Origin of the sequence: Kocuria sp. CH-021 (genome assembly GCF_049716185.1) — a bacterium.
Classification (GTDB): domain Bacteria; phylum Actinomycetota; class Actinomycetes; order Actinomycetales; family Micrococcaceae; genus Kocuria; species Kocuria cellulosilytica.
Window position 1 is genome coordinate 19,244 of record NZ_JBNAFK010000022.1, and the last position, 15,148, is coordinate 34,391.

Sequence of the window (15,148 nt, forward strand, 5' to 3'; positions counted from 1 at the left end):
ACTCAATCGGCCCCGGTGGCGGTCAGGATGATCAGCGCCAGATTCAACGACACGATCAGGGCCACGACCACCCAGGCGGCGACAGTCAAGGCCACCTTGTTCACGAAGGCGCCCATCAGATCCCGGTTGCTGCTCAGTCGCACCAACGGGATCAGGGCGAAAGGGATGCCCAGGCTCAGCAGCACCTGGGACAGCACCAGCGCCCAGGTCGGGTCCACCCCGACGGCGATGATGACCAGGGCCGGGATCAGGGTGATCAGCCGGCGGGTGAACACCGGGATGCGCACGTGCAGCAACCCGCCCATGATCGCTGATCCGGCGTAGGAGCCCACCGAGGTCGAGGCCAGACCGGAGGCCAGCAACCCGATGCCGAAGGCGACCCCGACGGCCGGGCCCAGGGCGGCGGTGATCGCCGCATGGGCTCCTTCGATGCTGTCGGTGCCGGGCACCCCGGCGAGATTGCCCGCGGCCAAAAGCAGCATCGCGATGTTCACCGACCCGGCCACGAGCAGGGACGGCAGCACGTCCCACCGGGTGGCGGTCAGCAGCCGCGGCAGGGCCTCGGCGGGCACCGAGTGCCCGTGGCGGTCCCGCGCCAGGGCGGAGTGGGCGTAGATGGCGTGGGGCATCACCGTGGCCCCGAGCATGCTCGCGGCCAGCAGGACCGTCGGGGTGCCCTCGAACCGTGGGACGATCCCGGCGACGGCCTCGTCCCACGACACGGGGCCGAAGAACAGGCCGGTGACGAAACCGGCGGTGACGATCGCCAGTAGGCCGGTCACGACGAACTCGAAAAACCGAGGGCCCCGGCGGGTCTGCAGGACCAGCAGCAGCATCGAGATCACCCCGACGATCACGCCCCCGGCCAGCAGCGGGATCCCGAAGAGGATGTGCAGGGCGATCGCCCCGCCGATTACCTCGGCCAGGTCAGTGGCCGCGGCCACCAGCTCGGCCTGGACCCAGTAGGCCAGCCGCCAGCCCCGGGGCAATCGGTCGCCCAGCAACTCGGGCAGGCTCGATCCGGTGACCAGCCCGACCTTCGCCGAGAGGTACTGGATGAGTACCGCCATGGCATTGGCGGCCACCAGCACCCACACCAACAGGTACCCGTACTGGGCGCCGGCGGTGAGGTTCGCCGCGACGTTGCCCGGGTCCACGTAGGCGACCGCGGCCACGAAGGCTGGACCCAACAACCAGGGCAGCGGTTGGCGGCGCACCCACCGCTCTCCTGGGGAAGTGGCGGCAACACCTGTTGAGCCGGTGCGCCCGGTCCCGGTCCTCATAGAAAGTTAAGCTATACGAACTTTCCGGCGCGGGGAATGGGGGCCCGGCCTCGAGGGCTTGGTCATGCCCCCAAACGTGCGCGCGCAGGAGGGGCTGGGCGCCTCGACAGCCGATCACAGGGGCATGGAACTCCGGACGGTGCTGGTCTCCTGGGGTGGGGGAACTGTCGGCCAGTGGTGGGGTCCTGGGTTCAGGGGGTCAGCTCGCCCAGGGGTGCGGGGCGGAGTCGGCCGAGACCGGGCATGAACCGGCCGACATGAGCGGCGTAGGAGGCGTAGGCCTGTCGGTGGGTGCTCAGCAGGTAGGGCTCTTCGACGAGACGGACCTGCAGCTCCACGGCCACCAGCAAGCACAGCCACGCCGCTGCAGTGACCACGGTGGGCACCAGGAGGGTCAGGCCGGCCAGGGTGGTGAGCATCGCGGTGAAAATCGGGTTGCGGACCACGGCGAAAGCCCCGGTGGTGACCAGCTCGGTGCGTTCGGTGGCGTCGACACCCACCCGCCAGGAGGCGCCCATGCCGGCCTGGGCGGCTAGTACACCGAGGAAACCCACCACGGTGACGACCGCCCCGGCCCAGGACAGTGCTTGCGGGAGCCGGGGTGCGGCCACGGTGCCGGTGAGGGCCAGGACGGGCCCGGCCGCACCGAGAACCAGGGCGGCCGCGAACAGGATCCCGCCCCACCACTCGGGCGAGCCGGGCGCCCCGCTCACCCCGCGGAAGCCGCTGGAGCCGGTGCGGCGCCGGTGGATCCACGACCGCACACCGAAGGCGGTCACCAGGCCGGCCAGGTACAGGCCCAGCGCCAGAGCCGGGGCCACTTCCGACATCATCACGGTCCTCCTCGATCCGGCAAACGCAGCACGCCCCGGGTGACCCGCTGGTGCGCCCGAGGAGTGCCAGCAGGCCACCCCTCAACAGTACACAGAAACCTGTACCGTAGGGGGGATGACCGCGGTGACCCCCACCCATACTTCGGCCCTGTCCCGGTTGGGCCATGCTCTCTCGGACGGGACCCGGACCCGGATCCTGCTGTCCCTCCGAGACGCCCCGGCCCGGCCCTCGGAACTGGCTCAGGCCCTGGGGGTGTCCAAGCAGGTGATCTCCAACCAGCTGGGGTGCCTGCGCGGGTGCGGGCTGGTGACCTCCACCGCCGAGGGGCGCAGCACCTGGTACTCCCTGGCCGATCCCCGCCTCGGGGCCGCCCTGGGGGACCTGCTGGAGCTGGTGGTCACCGTGGACCCGACCTGCTGCTCCCCGGAAGGATGCACCTGCACATGACCTCCCTGACCCTGGACCCCAAGCCCATCGCCGATGCACGCCGGGCGGTGCTGCATCGCAGGGTGCGCTGGATCGTGGCCGGCACCATCACCTACAACGTGCTCGAGGCGGTCATCGCCCTGACCGCCGGCACCATCGCCTCCTCCTCGGCGCTGATCGGCTTCGGCCTGGACTCGATCGTGGAGGTCCTCTCCGCGGCGGCGGTGGCGTGGCAGTTCGCCGCCCCGGACCCGCACCGACGGGAAAAGGTGGCGATGCGGGTGATCGCGTTCTCCTTCTTCGGCCTGGCTGCCTTCGTCACCGTCGATGCGATCCGCGCCCTGCTCGGGGCCGCCGAGCCGGAACACTCCCCGGTCGGGATCGCCCTGGCCGCGGTGAGCCTGCTCATCATGCCGTTCCTGTCCTGGTTCGAACGCCGCACCGGCCGGGAGCTGGGCTCTGCTTCTGCGGTGGCCGATTCCAAGCAGACCCTGCTGTGCACCTACCTCTCCGCCGTGCTGCTGGTAGGCCTGGTGCTCAACAGCACCCTGGGCTGGTCCTGGGCCGACCCGCTGGCTGCGCTGGTGATCGCCGCCGTGGCGGTCAAGGAGGGGCTGGAGGCCTGGCGCGGAGACGCCTGCTGCACTCCCGTTGCGGTCCTCACCGCCGAGGACGGTGCACACTGCGGTGGATGCGGTCCCAACTGCGCCCACTGAGCACGGTCGGCACGCGTCGGCGCCCCGAGACGAGGACGCCGGGGCGCACGGCTTCTCAGGAACCGAGGTAGACGGAGATCGCGGCGAACAGCGCAACTCCGCCGGTGAGCAGGATCGGTCCCGGCACGCTGGTGTCGCCTTCGTGGGCTTGGTCGGGCATCTCCTCGACCACAACGCTGGCTAACGTTCCGCCAGTCAGTGCGAGCATGGACAGAGCCCAAATTTCCGGGGCTTGATGCAGCGCGAAATATCCCAGGATGGCCGCGGGCTTCGCTCTCGATCCACCCGCCGCGCCTTTTGAAGTGGCTCCTGTCCCCACCGCTGTGTGGGCGACGACTCCCCGCGCAGCGCCCACGCACCAACAAGCCACCTCACTCAAAGCGCAGAGCGCCCCGCCTTTCTCGGGAAATTAACAGGAAAAAGCCGACAACAATTCAGGTCTTCATCAAGCCTTGACCACTTCTTTACGATCTCTATACATTCCCGAATCGGATTGTGATTGTTTCGTAATCTCCTTGTACTCTTCAGTGCGTGCCGACCACTGATCCTGTCGGCGCCCTCGTGGCACATCGCCGAGTTCTGCCGGTGCCCGGGGTTCCTGAAGAGAAATCGCTTGGCAGAAGCGGGGGAACCATTACCGGTCCCGGTGTACCGGGGCCTTGGGGTTAAGTCTCAGAGCGCGTGCGTTCTGCGACCGGGTGTCTCCCACCCGCATCCGACAGCTCACCTCGTAGGCAAAGGGAGGAATCCACCCATGTCGCTTTTCAAGCAGCACACTGCCCGTCACCGCGCCCAGACCTCCTCGCGCGCCGTGCGTACCACCACCGTCGTCGCCGCCGCCGGCGCCGCACTGGTGGGCTCCATCGCTCCGGCCCAGGCCTACGCCGAGATCCCCGCCGCCTCCGGGTCCTCCTATGCGGCTCCGGCATCGGCGACGGCCAACCTGGCCTCCTACACCACCCCGGCCCCGGTCGCCGCGCAGCCCGCCGCTCCGACCCCGGCCCCGCAGCAGAGCGCCGCCACCTCGAGCGTGAGCCCGCAGTCCACCGCCATCACCGAGATCGCCCCGGCCGCCGGCGGCATCGTGGGCACGGCCATGCAGGGCGTGGGCACCGGCTACGTCTGGGGCGGGACCTCCTTCGGGGCCTGGGACTGCTCCGGATTCACCGGCTGGGTCTACGCCCAGAACGGCATCGACATCCCCCGCACCAGCTTCCAGCAGATCGCCGCCGCCACCCCGACGTCCAACCCGCAGCCTGGTGACCTGGTGTCCCAGAACGGCGGCAACCACATCGGCATCTACATCGGTGGCGGCAAGATGGTCTCGGCGCTGAACCCGACCCAGGGCACCTTCGTCCACTCCGTCAACGCCATGCCCGTCGACGGGTACTACACCTACCGGTGAGTCTCGCCGATGTGGTGAAGGCCGGCCGGTGGGCTCATCCGTCAGGTGCGGAGTGCCCCGCCAGGATCATCGTCGATGGACCGCATGGGTGCACTCGGATGGACCGCATGGGTGCACTCCGCAGCTGTAGCCGCAGACTCGAACGATTGCCACGATCCTGTCGATGTGCACACGCCAGCGAATCGGCACACGGGGAGCAGTCCTGCGGAGAGGATCGGAGAGTGCTCATGGCCTTGCCCTGTCTTCCGCTGGACGCGGGCAGTGCTTATCCTGCTCCGCCTCGGCATTGGAGCGAGAGCCCTTAGGGTGCAGCGATGGCTCGGGGGACGGGGATGCCGCAGTGGCGGACGGCACCCCCGTCCGCCCTCACCGTATGAATACGAGCTGGACATTGCCCGATCATCAAGGGAAGCCCCTCATCTCCTTTGATACAGATTCTGCTGTACGGTTATTGGATGAGGATCTTGTCCCCGGTCGCGGTGATGTCCCGTTTCGGCAAAGCACTGGCCGATCCCACCCGGGCCGCGGTGCTGCTGCAGCTGCAGCAGGGCCCAGCGGTGCCCTCGGAACTGGCGGCCCGGATCGGGGTGAGCCGGCAGATCCTGTCCAACCACCTGGCCTGTCTGCGCGACTGCGGGTTGGTCGTGGGCGTGCCGGTGGGGCGCAACGTGCGCTATGAACTCTCGGACCCCAAGCTGGCCCACGCGTTGGAGGACCTGCTGGGCACTATCCTCACCGTCGAACCGGTGTGCCGGTGCGGGACACCCGAGTGCGCCGCCGAGGCCCTCGCCGATGACGCCACCACCCAGGAGATTCCGGTATGAGCGGCGAGCACGATCATTCCCACGCCGGCGCCGGGCGGAGGGGGAAACTGGCAGTGGTGTTCGCCATCACCGCCACGATTATGGTCGCCGAGATCATCGGTGCGGTGGTCTCGGGCAGCCTGGCGCTGCTGGCCGATGCCGGGCACATGTTCACCGACTCGGCCGGGCTGCTCATCGCCCTCACCGCCGCGACCCTGGCGCTGAAACCGGCCACGGACAAACGCACCTGGGGGTACCAGCGCGCCGAGATCGTCGCCGCGGCCGCCCAGGCCTCGGTGCTGCTGGCTGTGGGCGGGTTCATCGCCGTCGAAGGGGTGCGCCGGCTGTTGGAGCCCCCCGAGGTCGAGTCCACGGCCATGCTGTGGTTCGGGGTGGTCGGGCTGGTCGGCAACATCATCGGGCTGGTCATCCTCGCCTCGGGCCGGGGGGAGAACCTGAACATGAAGGCCGCGTTCCTGGAGGTGGCCAACGACGCCCTGGGCTCGGTAGCGGTGATCGTCTCCGCGATCGTCATCGCCACCACCGGGTGGACCCGGGCGGATGCGGTCGTGTCCTTGTTGATCGCCGCCCTGATCGTGCCGCGGGCTCTGATCCTGCTGCGCGACACCATCGAGGTCCTGATGGAAACCACCCCGAAGGGCCTGGACCTCGAGCAGGTCCGCACCCGCTTGGAAGCCCTGCCGCACGTGGTCGGTGTGCACGATCTGCACGCCTCGCGCATCGACTCCGACACCCCGGTGCTCTCGGCCCACGTCACCGTCCACGACGGCTGCCTGAACGCTGAGCACGCCGGGGTCGTCCTGGCGGATCTGCAGGCCTGCGTGGCCCGTGACTTCGACGTAGCCATCGAGCACTCCACCTTCCAGATCGAACCGGCCTCCCACCGCCACGATGAGACCCTCCACCCCTAGCCCCCTCCACCGGTACGCCCTGCTGCCGGAGACAGAACGGACACCCCTGTAAGTACTACCGCCAGCCCGCCCACCCCAAAGCAGAAGCCCTCCAAGGCCAAGATCATCGTGTGGGTCCTCCTGGTCGCCGTCGTGGCCGCCGTGGCCATCCCGATCCTCATCGCCCGTGCCAACTCCACCCCCGAAACGGTGCCCCAGGGCCAGGGGCAGGTCGTGCGGGAGAACAGCCGGGTGCTCTCCCAGGCACCGGACGAACAGGCCGTGCTGGTGGAGTTCCTGGACTATGAGTGCGAAGGGTGCCGGGCCGCCTACCCCGTCATCGAGGAGCTGCGGGCCGAGTACGCCGACACCGTCACCTTCGTCCACCGCTACTTCCCGCTGCCGGGCCACCGCAACTCCATGAACGCCGCCCTCGCGGTCGAAGCCGCCGCCCAGCAGGGACAGTACGAGGCGATGTACCAGCGTATGTTCGAGACCCAGGAACAGTGGGGGGAGTCGGCCGAGGACCAGAGCGCGGTCTTCCGCGGCTTTGCCGAAGACCTCGGCCTGGACATGGCCGCCTTCGACGCCGCGGTGGCTGATCCGGCCACCCAGGAGCGCATCGAGCTCGATGTCGCTGACGGTGAGGCTCTGGGGGTGGGTGGGACTCCCACGTTCTTCCTCGATGGGGAAGTGCTCAACCCCGAGTCCCTGGAAGGCTTCCGGGACGCCGTCGAAACCGCAGCCACCGACTGACCCAATGGTCACCCCACCCCACACGCCCACCCCGCCGGTGGTCCTCCCCCCGCCTCCCGGCCCGACGCCGACTGGACGGCGCCGGCGCGCCATGGCTGCCGTCTACATCGGTATCGGGGTGGGGACCTTGGCCGTGCTGTGGGTGGCCCTGGGATCCTCCGGGGCCACCGCGCCCCGGGAAGTGCTCGATCCCGGGGTCCTGGTGCGCTGGGGGTTGCCGCTGGCCACGACCGTGCATCACCTGGCCATGGGCATCACCTGGGCCGGGCTGGTCTTCGCCACCACCGTGGTGCCCCGGTCCACTCCGGTCCCCGGAGCGGGACAGACCAGGGCCGAGCACCCGGCCTTCGCCCGGGCCATGACGGTGGCTGCGGCCGCGGCCGCGGTGTGGACCCTGGCGGCGGTGGCGATCATCGTGCTCAGCTACGCCGACACCATCGGGGCTCCCGTGTCCGGCTCGGCCGAGTTCACCGGGCAACTGGGTTACTACGTGACCCGCCTGATCCCCGGCCAAGCATGGGCCGTCACCGCGGTGGCCGCGGCACTGACCACCACCCTGGCCGTGCTCGTTCGTTCCCCGGCGGCGGTGGCCGCCACCGCCCTGGTGGCCCTGGCCGCCGTCATCCCGCTGTCCCAACTGGGACACGTGGCCGGGGTCGATGATCACAACGGGGCCGTCAATGCTCTGGCCCTGCACCTGCTCGGTGCCGGGATCTGGACCGGCGGGATCATCGTGCTCGCCCTGCTCGCCCCGCTGCTGACCGCCCCCGCCACCGGCCACGGGTCAGCCCGGACCGTGCTGGAACGCTTCTCGGCCCTGGCCGGGGTGGCCTTCGTCCTGGTCGCCATCTCGGGGGTCATCAACACCGTCTACCGGATCGGTGGTTGGGACGGGCTGGACTCCGGCTACGGGGCGCTGGTGATCACCAAGACGATCGCCACCGTGGTCCTGGGCGTGCTGGGATACCTGAACCGCCGGGCGATCACCGCCGGCACCCCGACGCTAGGCCGGGTGTGGCGGCTGATCACCGTGGAGGTCTTCATCCTCTGCGCCGTGATGGCCCTGGGCGTGGCCCTGGCACGCACCCCCACCCCGGTGCCTCTGGAGAGACAACCTGACATCACCCCCGCGGAGATCCTCACCGGCTACCTCCTGCCCCCGCCCCTGAGCTTCTCCGGTTGGTTCACCCAGTGGCGCGTCGACTGGCTGTGGATCGCCGTGGCGATCCTCGCGGCTTGCCTCTACCTGGGCGGGGCCCGACACCTGCGCCGCACCGGCGCACCATGGCCGGTGGCACGCACGGCCGCATTCCTGGCCGGTCTGGTGCTGCTGGTCTACGTCACCTGCGGAGCGATGGCCCTCTACGCCCCGATCCTGTTCAGCGTCCACACCGCCGCCCACCTGCTGCTGAGCTTCCCGGTGCCGCTGCTGCTGATCGCCGGAGCGCCCGGCCGCCTGGCCGCGGCCCTGGTTCCGGTCCGCACTGACGGCAGCACCGGGTGGTGCGAGCTCGCCGCTGCATGGCGCACCTCCCGGGCCGGGGCCCTGCTGGCTCACCCGGCCCCGGCCGGGATCCTGATGCTGGCCGGGCTGGGCGTCTTCTACTACACCCCCGCCTTCGCCGTGGCCCTGCACACCCACGTCGGCCACGAGCTGATGAACACCACCGCCGTGGCCCTGGGCCTGATTTTCGCTACCGCCGCGCTGGCCGCCCCACCGGACCGCAGAGCGGTGCGCACGCAGGCCTTGGTGCTGCTCGCGGTGGCCACCGTGCTGGGGATCTGGGTGGTGTTCACGGCCCTGTCACCGACGGTGATCCAACCAGAGTGGTTCTCCGGACTCGGCCGAGACTGGGGGCCTTCTCCGCTGGCGGATCAACAATCCGCGGCCCATTCCATCCTCTTGGCCGGGGTCCTGCCCCTGTTGGCCGCGGCCCTGGCCGTCCTGGCTCGAAGACACCAGCACGGCACCACCGACGCCACCGTTGATCGAGGAACCCCCAAGGACATCCACCATGGCTGAAACCACCACCAGCGCCCACCGCCACCCAGGCGCCGACCCGGTCGCCGAGGAGCACCTGCCCGGATTCGCCCGTCGCCGCCCCTTCGCCCTGGTCCTGTTGGTGACCGGGGTGATCGGGTGGGTCGCCTCGGCGATTCTGGTGCTCGAGCGCCTTCAGCTCTACAAGGACCCGGGCCACGTCACCAGTTGTGACATCAACCCCTGGGTGTCCTGCGGGCAAGTCATGGGCACCTGGCAGTCGGAGCTCTTCGGCTTCCCCAACCCGCTGATCGGCATCGTCGCCTTCGCGGTGGTGATCACCACCGCCATGACGATCCTGGCCGGGGCCCGCCTCGGGCGCTGGTACTGGGCGGGCCTGCAGGTCGGGGTCACTCTCGGGGCGGTGTTCGTGATCTGGCTGTGGTCCCAGGCCCTGTTCGCGATCTACATCCTGTGCCTGTACTGCATGATCGTGTGGGCGGCGATGATCCCGCTGTTCCTCCTGCTCACCGTGCGCAACCTCGCCCACGGCGTCATCCCCGCCCCGCCCCGGTTGGTGCGCTTCGCCACCGAGTGGGCCTGGACCCTGGTGGCCATCGCCTACGTGGCCGTGGCTGCCTCGGTGTTCTTCCGCTTCTTTTCTACCTTCACCGGCCTCTGACCCACCCCTGAACGATTCCGGCCATAGCGCCCCTTCAAAGATGCCATGGCCACGATGTCCAGCGACCCGACAACTGCCCCCTGGATCTTGCCGCAGCACCTGCTGTTGGATGTCCTCGAACAACAGCCAGAGGGCCCCTGCCATGGCAGGGGCCCTCTGGCTGTTCCCGACGGTGCCGCGCATCCGGTGACACGACGCGCTCCGTTTGAGGGATGGAAGCGACCACCATTAGTGGGACACCCACGCCAGTGCTGCCCCTGCTCATCGGAGGATGCCCGTATTGACTTCGAAGTCGTTTGTATAGCTTTCCTCAAGACGGCGTGAAGATTCCCCATAGCTTGCTCCCTGGCTGCTCTACGGGCTGTTCGTCCGAGCCAGTGAGGGCATAATTTGCAAGTGAGAACACCCCGTTCTCATCACCCCGTGCACGGGCGTTAGGGTGCCCCAGTCTTTGCTCCCCTTAGGCTGGGGCACCCGTCGATATTGTCGAAAAGCGACGTAGCCCGGACCGGAGAATCCGACGGGCACAGGACGGCCTCTCAGATCCTCAATGGGCAATCCGAAGGTGAGGCCCCCGAGGCTTCCCCAATGAGCACCATCATCCTGGTGCTCGCGCTGATCATCCTGTCGGTGCTGGCCGCGGCCAAGAAGCTCACCCACGGCATCATTCCCGCCCGATTGGTGCGCTTGGCCTCCGAGTGGGCCTGATCGATGACCAGTGCCCTTGGCAAGCACAAGCACATCGTCACTCAACGATCAATCGCCATTAAGCGATAACATCGACTCATGACGGACATCAGTTGTGTGGCCGACCTGGACCCGGCCGTGGCCCTGTTCCACTCCCTGTCCGATCCCACCCGCCTGACCATCGTGGCCCGCCTGGCCGCCGGTGAGGCCCGCGTGCGGGACCTCGTCGAGCAGACCGGTCTGGCCCAGTCCACCGTCTCGGCCCATGTGTCCTGCCTGCGCGAGTGCGGGCTGGTGGTCGGGCGCACCGAGGGCCGGCAGACCTTTTACACACTGGCCCGCCCGGAACTGATGGACCTGCTGGCCACCGCTGAGACACTGCTGGCGGCCACCGGGTCGAAGGTCGCGCTCTGCCCCACCTACGGCACGTCCACGGAAGGTGATCGATGAGCAACCCCACCACCACCTTGTCTCCTATGGAGACCGAAGCCCTCACCCGTCGCGGGCTGCGCTTGGCCCAGTTCACCGTCGGCTACAACGTCGTCGAAGGCGTCGTTGCCGTCACCGCCGGCCTGCTGGCCGGGCTGGTCTCCGTGGTCGGCTTCGGTATCGACTCGGGCATCGAGTCCATCGCCGCGGTGCTGGTCGCCTTGCGCCTGTCCGCGCGGCTGCGCCACGGTGTGACCGATGAGCGTAAGGAGAAGATCGCCCTGCGCCTGGTGGCGGTGACCTTCTTCGTCCTCGCCGCCTACGTCACTTACGAAGGGATCCGGTCCCTGCTCGCGGGGGAGACCCCGGAATCCTCCCCGGCGAGCATCATCGTCCTGGTGCTCTCACTGACCATCATGCCGATCCTGGCCGCGGCCAAGAAGAAGGTCGGCACGACCCTGGGGGACAATCTCATCCTCGCCGACGCGGCCGAGACCAGGATCTGCGTGCTGTTGTCGGTCTCCACTCTGGTCGGGCTGCTCATCTTCGCCCTCACCGGAGCGGCATGGGTGGATCCGGTGGCCGGGTTCGTCATCGCCGCCTTCGCGATCCATGAGGGCAAGGAAGCCTGGGAAGGCGAGCTCGTAGAGAACGACGGCTGATCGGCATCCCACGCCACGACGGTGGTCATGATCACCGCGCAACGCCGAGTGGCCCTGTGACAAGCAGTGCTCCTCAATCGTCCTCGACGAGGGTGCCCATTCGGGACATAACGTCCACCGCTTTACATATGGTCAGCTACCGGTTTTCCGTGAGGCGATGTTGCAGTGGGGGTTCCCCGGGTCTGGGGGCAGGTGCACCGCCAGGACGCCGGCGGCCCGGCCGGGTCAGTCCGGACGGCGCCCCGTCACGGCCGCGGCGTGCGGGCCCTCTGCGCCGTCGGAGGGGACCCTCCGGTCGGGCCGGTCGCGGGGATCGAGCCACGCCTTGGCCCGCAGGGCGGGCTTCTCGACGAGCGTCCACGACAGCAGCGCCAGGGGCAGCGTCAGCAGGACGACGAGCAGGGAGTTGACGGCGACGCCCCACGACGCCGTGCCGAGCAGCACGAGGAGCTGCTGCACCGGGTACGCGTAGATGTAGACGCCGTAGGAGAGGTCGGTGCGGGTGGTCCAGTTCCGGGACGGGCTGGCGCCGAGGCCGAGGAGCAGCACGGCGAGCGGCAGCTGCCCGTACAGGTCCGCCCAGCCCTGGTCCGTCAGCACGGCGTAGACGACGCCCGCCCCCACGACGTGCACCCAGGTGGGACGCCACCTTCCCGCCCAGGCCCAGACCGCCGCACCCGCCAGGAAGTAGCCCACCAGCCGGGCGCCACTGAGATAGATGCCGGTCGTGACCTCCAGCGGGCCCTCGACCAAGGGCCGGAGCACGAGCACGGCGAGGAACATCCCCGGGAGCACCCACCGGGCGTGCCGCGCCGCGACGGCGACGCTGAGGACCAGGCCGATCAGCACGTAGGCGAGGGCCTCGTAGAACAGCGTCCAGAGCGAGCCGTTCCAGGAGTCCGGAGCCGGAACCGCGGTCAGCGTCCCGTCGATGCCCCACTGCGACATTCTCAGGTCGGCGTTGCTCAGCACGAAGCCGGCGGCGGAGGCCACGTCGAGCGACGTGCCCTCGAGCGCGGCCGCGAGCGGCGCGAAGACGGCGGCCACCAAGAGCAGGCTCACCAGGAAGGCCGGGTAGATGCGCAGGAACCGTCGCCACAGGTACGGCACCAGCGTGGTCCGCACCCTGCTCTCGGCGATGAGGTAGCCGCTGAGCACGAAGAAGCCGTTGACGGCCACGTCGGACAGGAAAACGAGGCTCGGGCCGTCCGCGCCGGTCAGCGGCCAGGCGTGGCCCAGGATGACCACAGACGCCAGGACCAGGCGAATGGCATTGAGGCGGTTGTGGCGGTCGCTCAAGCGTTCCTGGAGAGTCGTGGCCACGGCAGCTGCCTTCCGGAAGTGTGCGGGCAGCGCGGCCGGTGTGGTCTGCTGCAGGATGTGGGTCGGTCCGCCGGGTGCAGGAGCAGATGTGACGCCGGGCCACCACCCATCCGAGCACGAGTTTAGTTATGCAAATACATGGTGTGTGCTGTGCCGCACAAGTGGGGACGGAATCACTCCTGCGCACGGCCAGCATGAGGCCGTTTGATTTACATATGGCCGTCTACCGGACACTTCCCAGGACCGCGACGCTGCGCTAAAGGGTTGCTTTCCGGTCAGGCGCCGGCCGCCTGTCGCTCTACCTGCTTCGGGGCGCGCACGATCTGGGCCAGTACCGCCAGTACGGGCAGCTCCACCAAGGGGCCCACGACCAGGGCGACGGCGATCAGTGGCCGGTCCGGGAACGCGGCCACCGCAAGAGCCAGGGCGATCGGGGAGTTCCGGGCGGTGGTGGTCATGGTCAGCGTCACTCGCTGGTCGGCCGGCAGGCGCAGTGCGCGGGCGGTGGCGGTGGCGGCCAGGGGGGCGATGACGAAGAACGCCGCCAGCGGCACCAGCAACATGGCCAGCTCGTCCAGGTGGGCCAGCACGGTGCGGGCCTGCCAGGCGAACATCGCGAACACCGCCAGGTACAGCAGCGGCAGCACCAGACGCCCGGCCGGATTCAGGATCCGCTGCTCGCGCCAGGCTACGCCCCGGTACCGGGCGGAGGCCCAGCGCGCGAGCAGGGCCACCGCCAAGGGCACGGCCAGCACCAGCAGCACCGACTCGGCCAGCGTGCCGAGATCGACCATGGCCGCCTGCCCGCCCAGCAGCAGCACGTAGAGCGGCAGCAGCAGCAGCTGCAGGATCAGGTTCACCGGCAACAAGGCCGCGGCGATCCCGGAATGGCCCCGGGCCATCGCGGTGAACACCAAGTACCAGTCCGTGCACGGGGTCACCAGCAGCAGCAGCAACCCGATCCGCAGGTCCGGTGATCCACCCAGCAGCCCCGCACCCAGTCCCCAGGCCAGCAACGGGGTGAACACAAAGTTGAGCACCAGGCTGGCCGCCACCACCGCCCGGGCGCGTTTGGCCTGGGCGAGCTGGGTCGCGTCCATCTGCACGAACACCGCCGCGAGCATCACCATCAACGCCGGCAGCACCACGTGCTCGGCGGCCGCACCGACCGACCAGGCCACTCCCACCGCCAGGCCGGCCACAGCGGCGACCGCCACCAGCACACTTTGCAACCGTTCCCACCAGGACATGGGGTACTCCTCCTTCTCGATGCGGTGGATCTCGACCATCCGCTGTCCTTCGTCGATGCCACCCACCGGACAGTCATCAACCCAGGCGCGGGCCGTCACGTGCGCGCGGACGCGGCGCTTACGTAAGTCAGGGGAGGATCGTAAACCTTAGAGATGGGTTGAAGGTCAAGTCGGGGGTGCTTACGGTGGGGGCGTGCGTATTTCCGAGGTCTCCGCTCGCTCCGGGGTGCCGGCCACGACGCTGCGCTACTACGAGTCCATGGGGTTGCTCGCCCCGCAGCGTTCGGATAACGGCTATCGGGCCTTCGACGAGCACGCGCTGGAGCGCCTGGAATTCATCGATGCCGCCAAGGAGCTGGGCCTGGAGCTGCCCGAGATCAAGAACCTGCTGGATCTGGCCGATACGGGGACCTGCACAAAGGTCAAAGCCGCCTTGCAACCGCTGCTCACCGAGCAGCTGACGCAGGTCGAGGAGAACCTGGCCAAGCTCACCAGACTCCACGAGCACCTCAACGCCGCCAGCAGACACGTCATGGCGTGCCCGGACAGCCCCGAACGGTGCCGCTCGGAGTGCGCGTTCCTGGTGCTCTCGGACTCCCCGGGCCAGCGATGGATTGATGAAGACGGACGCGCGAGACGCCGGAGTCACTGGCAGGACATCCTTCAACACTGTCCGGTGTTAGTCGATGGTGACTCCCTCGTGGTCGACCTGCCCATCGAGCGACTCATCGAGGTCTCGGCGCTTGCTCGGATCGAGCATGACAACGACTGCAGCACCACCCTCGCGTTACGGCTGGAGGGTGGTCGGTGCACCTTGACCGTGTCCGTCCAAGACCGGAAGACCTCCATAGTTTTCGAGGCCCTACGCGGGGTCCAAGCTGTCCCTGCGGGAGGTGACCCTCGGCCCGGGGTGATCAGGGACTGGTAGGCGCCGGCGCTGTGGGTGGCCACGTGGGGCGGCCCTTGTATGGTGGCGGCACACCCACGTCCCACCCGCCCG

Annotated in this window: 16 protein-coding genes and 1 riboswitch; of the genes, 11 read left to right on the forward strand and 5 right to left on the reverse strand. The window is 68.7% G+C overall.

The annotated features are described in order from the left end of the window. Nucleotides 1–2: 2 nt before the first annotated feature. Together ACPYN7_RS15125 and ACPYN7_RS15130 are read right to left on the reverse strand one after the other, a co-directional pair. A complete protein-coding gene (locus ACPYN7_RS15125) occupies nt 3–1,283 on the reverse strand; it encodes an Nramp family divalent metal transporter (protein ID WP_424348186.1) in 1,281 nt (426 codons plus the stop codon). Nucleotides 1,284–1,474: 191 nt separating this feature from the next. Further along, nucleotides 1,475–2,116, reverse strand: a complete 642-nt coding sequence (locus ACPYN7_RS15130; RefSeq protein WP_019311260.1) for a methyltransferase family protein — start codon at nt 2,114–2,116, stop codon at nt 1,475–1,477. A gap of 115 nt (nt 2,117–2,231) precedes the next feature. On the opposite strand from ACPYN7_RS15130, the gene ACPYN7_RS15135 reads away from it, so the two are divergent. Then, nucleotides 2,232–2,564, forward strand: coding sequence for an ArsR/SmtB family transcription factor (locus ACPYN7_RS15135; RefSeq protein ID WP_019311261.1), 333 nt, complete (start codon nt 2,232–2,234; stop codon nt 2,562–2,564). After that, a complete protein-coding gene (locus tag ACPYN7_RS15140) occupies nt 2,561–3,259 on the forward strand; it encodes a cation transporter (RefSeq protein WP_019311262.1) in 699 nt (232 codons plus the stop codon). Before ACPYN7_RS15135 ends, ACPYN7_RS15140 begins: the two co-directional genes overlap by 4 nt. Before the next feature lie 55 nt (nt 3,260–3,314). Here ACPYN7_RS15140 and ACPYN7_RS15145 read toward each other — a convergent pair whose 3' ends face one another. Beyond that, nucleotides 3,315–3,467, reverse strand: a complete 153-nt coding sequence (locus ACPYN7_RS15145; protein WP_156125410.1) for a hypothetical protein — start codon at nt 3,465–3,467, stop codon at nt 3,315–3,317. A gap of 387 nt (nt 3,468–3,854) precedes the next feature. Then, a riboswitch (cyclic di-AMP (ydaO/yuaA leader) is annotated at nt 3,855–4,008 on the forward strand. A 5-nt stretch (nt 4,009–4,013) separates the two neighbouring features. Between ACPYN7_RS15145 and ACPYN7_RS15150 the strand changes: the two genes are divergently transcribed. From ACPYN7_RS15150 to ACPYN7_RS15185, 8 genes are all read left to right on the forward strand, one after another. Continuing rightward, a complete protein-coding gene (locus tag ACPYN7_RS15150; RefSeq protein ID WP_284563861.1) occupies nt 4,014–4,664 on the forward strand; it encodes a C40 family peptidase in 651 nt (216 codons plus the stop codon). 455 nt (nt 4,665–5,119) lie between these two features. Further along, entirely contained in the window at nt 5,120–5,488 is a 369-nt protein-coding gene (locus ACPYN7_RS15155; RefSeq protein ID WP_284563862.1) for an ArsR/SmtB family transcription factor, read from the forward strand. Next, entirely contained in the window at nt 5,485–6,399 is a 915-nt protein-coding gene (locus ACPYN7_RS15160) for a cation diffusion facilitator family transporter (protein WP_019311266.1), read from the forward strand. The genes ACPYN7_RS15155 and ACPYN7_RS15160 overlap by 4 nt, the downstream gene beginning before the upstream one ends. Nucleotides 6,400–6,507: 108 nt before the next feature. Continuing rightward, nucleotides 6,508–7,134 carry a DsbA family protein gene (locus ACPYN7_RS15165; RefSeq protein WP_424348187.1) on the forward strand — a complete coding sequence of 209 codons (627 nt, stop codon included), beginning with the start codon at nt 6,508–6,510 and terminating at the stop codon, nt 7,132–7,134. Nucleotides 7,135–7,225: 91 nt separating this feature from the next. Beyond that, the gene (locus ACPYN7_RS15170) at nt 7,226–9,157 is read left to right on the forward strand and encodes a cytochrome c oxidase assembly protein (protein WP_180814633.1); all 1,932 of its coding nucleotides are present in this window, start codon (nt 7,226–7,228) and stop codon (nt 9,155–9,157) included. Then, a complete protein-coding gene (locus ACPYN7_RS15175) occupies nt 9,150–9,797 on the forward strand; it encodes a vitamin K epoxide reductase family protein (RefSeq protein WP_424348188.1) in 648 nt (215 codons plus the stop codon). Before ACPYN7_RS15170 ends, ACPYN7_RS15175 begins: the two co-directional genes overlap by 8 nt. Nucleotides 9,798–10,583: 786 nt before the next feature. Then, nucleotides 10,584–10,934 (forward strand): ArsR/SmtB family transcription factor, encoded by a 351-nt coding sequence (locus tag ACPYN7_RS15180; RefSeq protein ID WP_101851596.1) that lies wholly within the window; start codon nt 10,584–10,586, stop codon nt 10,932–10,934. Beyond that, the gene (locus ACPYN7_RS15185; RefSeq protein WP_101851597.1) at nt 10,931–11,575 is read left to right on the forward strand and encodes a cation diffusion facilitator family transporter; all 645 of its coding nucleotides are present in this window, start codon (nt 10,931–10,933) and stop codon (nt 11,573–11,575) included. The genes ACPYN7_RS15180 and ACPYN7_RS15185 overlap by 4 nt, the downstream gene beginning before the upstream one ends. A gap of 225 nt (nt 11,576–11,800) precedes the next feature. On the opposite strand, the gene ACPYN7_RS15190 is transcribed toward ACPYN7_RS15185, so the two are convergent. Both ACPYN7_RS15190 and ACPYN7_RS15195 read right to left on the reverse strand, forming a co-directional pair. Then, a complete protein-coding gene (locus tag ACPYN7_RS15190) occupies nt 11,801–12,874 on the reverse strand; it encodes an acyltransferase family protein (protein WP_424348189.1) in 1,074 nt (357 codons plus the stop codon). Between the two features lie 299 nt (nt 12,875–13,173). Beyond that, the gene (locus ACPYN7_RS15195; RefSeq protein WP_336650633.1) at nt 13,174–14,187 is read right to left on the reverse strand and encodes an arsenic resistance protein; all 1,014 of its coding nucleotides are present in this window, start codon (nt 14,185–14,187) and stop codon (nt 13,174–13,176) included. A 154-nt stretch (nt 14,188–14,341) separates the two neighbouring features. Between ACPYN7_RS15195 and ACPYN7_RS15200 the strand changes: the two genes are divergently transcribed. Beyond that, nucleotides 14,342–15,076 (forward strand): MerR family transcriptional regulator, encoded by a 735-nt coding sequence (locus tag ACPYN7_RS15200; RefSeq protein ID WP_284563863.1) that lies wholly within the window; start codon nt 14,342–14,344, stop codon nt 15,074–15,076. Nucleotides 15,077–15,148 lie beyond the last annotated feature (72 nt).

Excerpts from the sequence above, each read along its gene's own strand:
- ACPYN7_RS15125 (WP_424348186.1), bottom strand. The coding sequence starts at position 1,283 with ATGAGGACCGGGACCGGGCGCACCGGCTCAACAGGTGTTGCCGCCACT.
- ACPYN7_RS15130 (WP_019311260.1), bottom strand. The coding sequence starts at position 2,116 with ATGATGTCGGAAGTGGCCCCGGCTCTGGCGCTGGGCCTGTACCTGGCC.
- ACPYN7_RS15135 (WP_019311261.1), top strand. The coding sequence starts at position 2,232 with ATGACCGCGGTGACCCCCACCCATACTTCGGCCCTGTCCCGGTTGGGC.
- ACPYN7_RS15140 (WP_019311262.1), top strand. The coding sequence starts at position 2,561 with ATGACCTCCCTGACCCTGGACCCCAAGCCCATCGCCGATGCACGCCGG.
- ACPYN7_RS15145 (WP_156125410.1), bottom strand. The coding sequence starts at position 3,467 with ATGCTCGCACTGACTGGCGGAACGTTAGCCAGCGTTGTGGTCGAGGAG.
- ACPYN7_RS15150 (WP_284563861.1), top strand. The coding sequence starts at position 4,014 with ATGTCGCTTTTCAAGCAGCACACTGCCCGTCACCGCGCCCAGACCTCC.
- ACPYN7_RS15155 (WP_284563862.1), top strand. The coding sequence starts at position 5,120 with ATGAGGATCTTGTCCCCGGTCGCGGTGATGTCCCGTTTCGGCAAAGCA.
- ACPYN7_RS15160 (WP_019311266.1), top strand. The coding sequence starts at position 5,485 with ATGAGCGGCGAGCACGATCATTCCCACGCCGGCGCCGGGCGGAGGGGG.
- ACPYN7_RS15170 (WP_180814633.1), top strand. The coding sequence starts at position 7,226 with ATGGCTGCCGTCTACATCGGTATCGGGGTGGGGACCTTGGCCGTGCTG.
- ACPYN7_RS15175 (WP_424348188.1), top strand. The coding sequence starts at position 9,150 with ATGGCTGAAACCACCACCAGCGCCCACCGCCACCCAGGCGCCGACCCG.
- ACPYN7_RS15180 (WP_101851596.1), top strand. The coding sequence starts at position 10,584 with ATGACGGACATCAGTTGTGTGGCCGACCTGGACCCGGCCGTGGCCCTG.
- ACPYN7_RS15185 (WP_101851597.1), top strand. The coding sequence starts at position 10,931 with ATGAGCAACCCCACCACCACCTTGTCTCCTATGGAGACCGAAGCCCTC.
- ACPYN7_RS15195 (WP_336650633.1), bottom strand. The coding sequence starts at position 14,187 with ATGGTCGAGATCCACCGCATCGAGAAGGAGGAGTACCCCATGTCCTGG.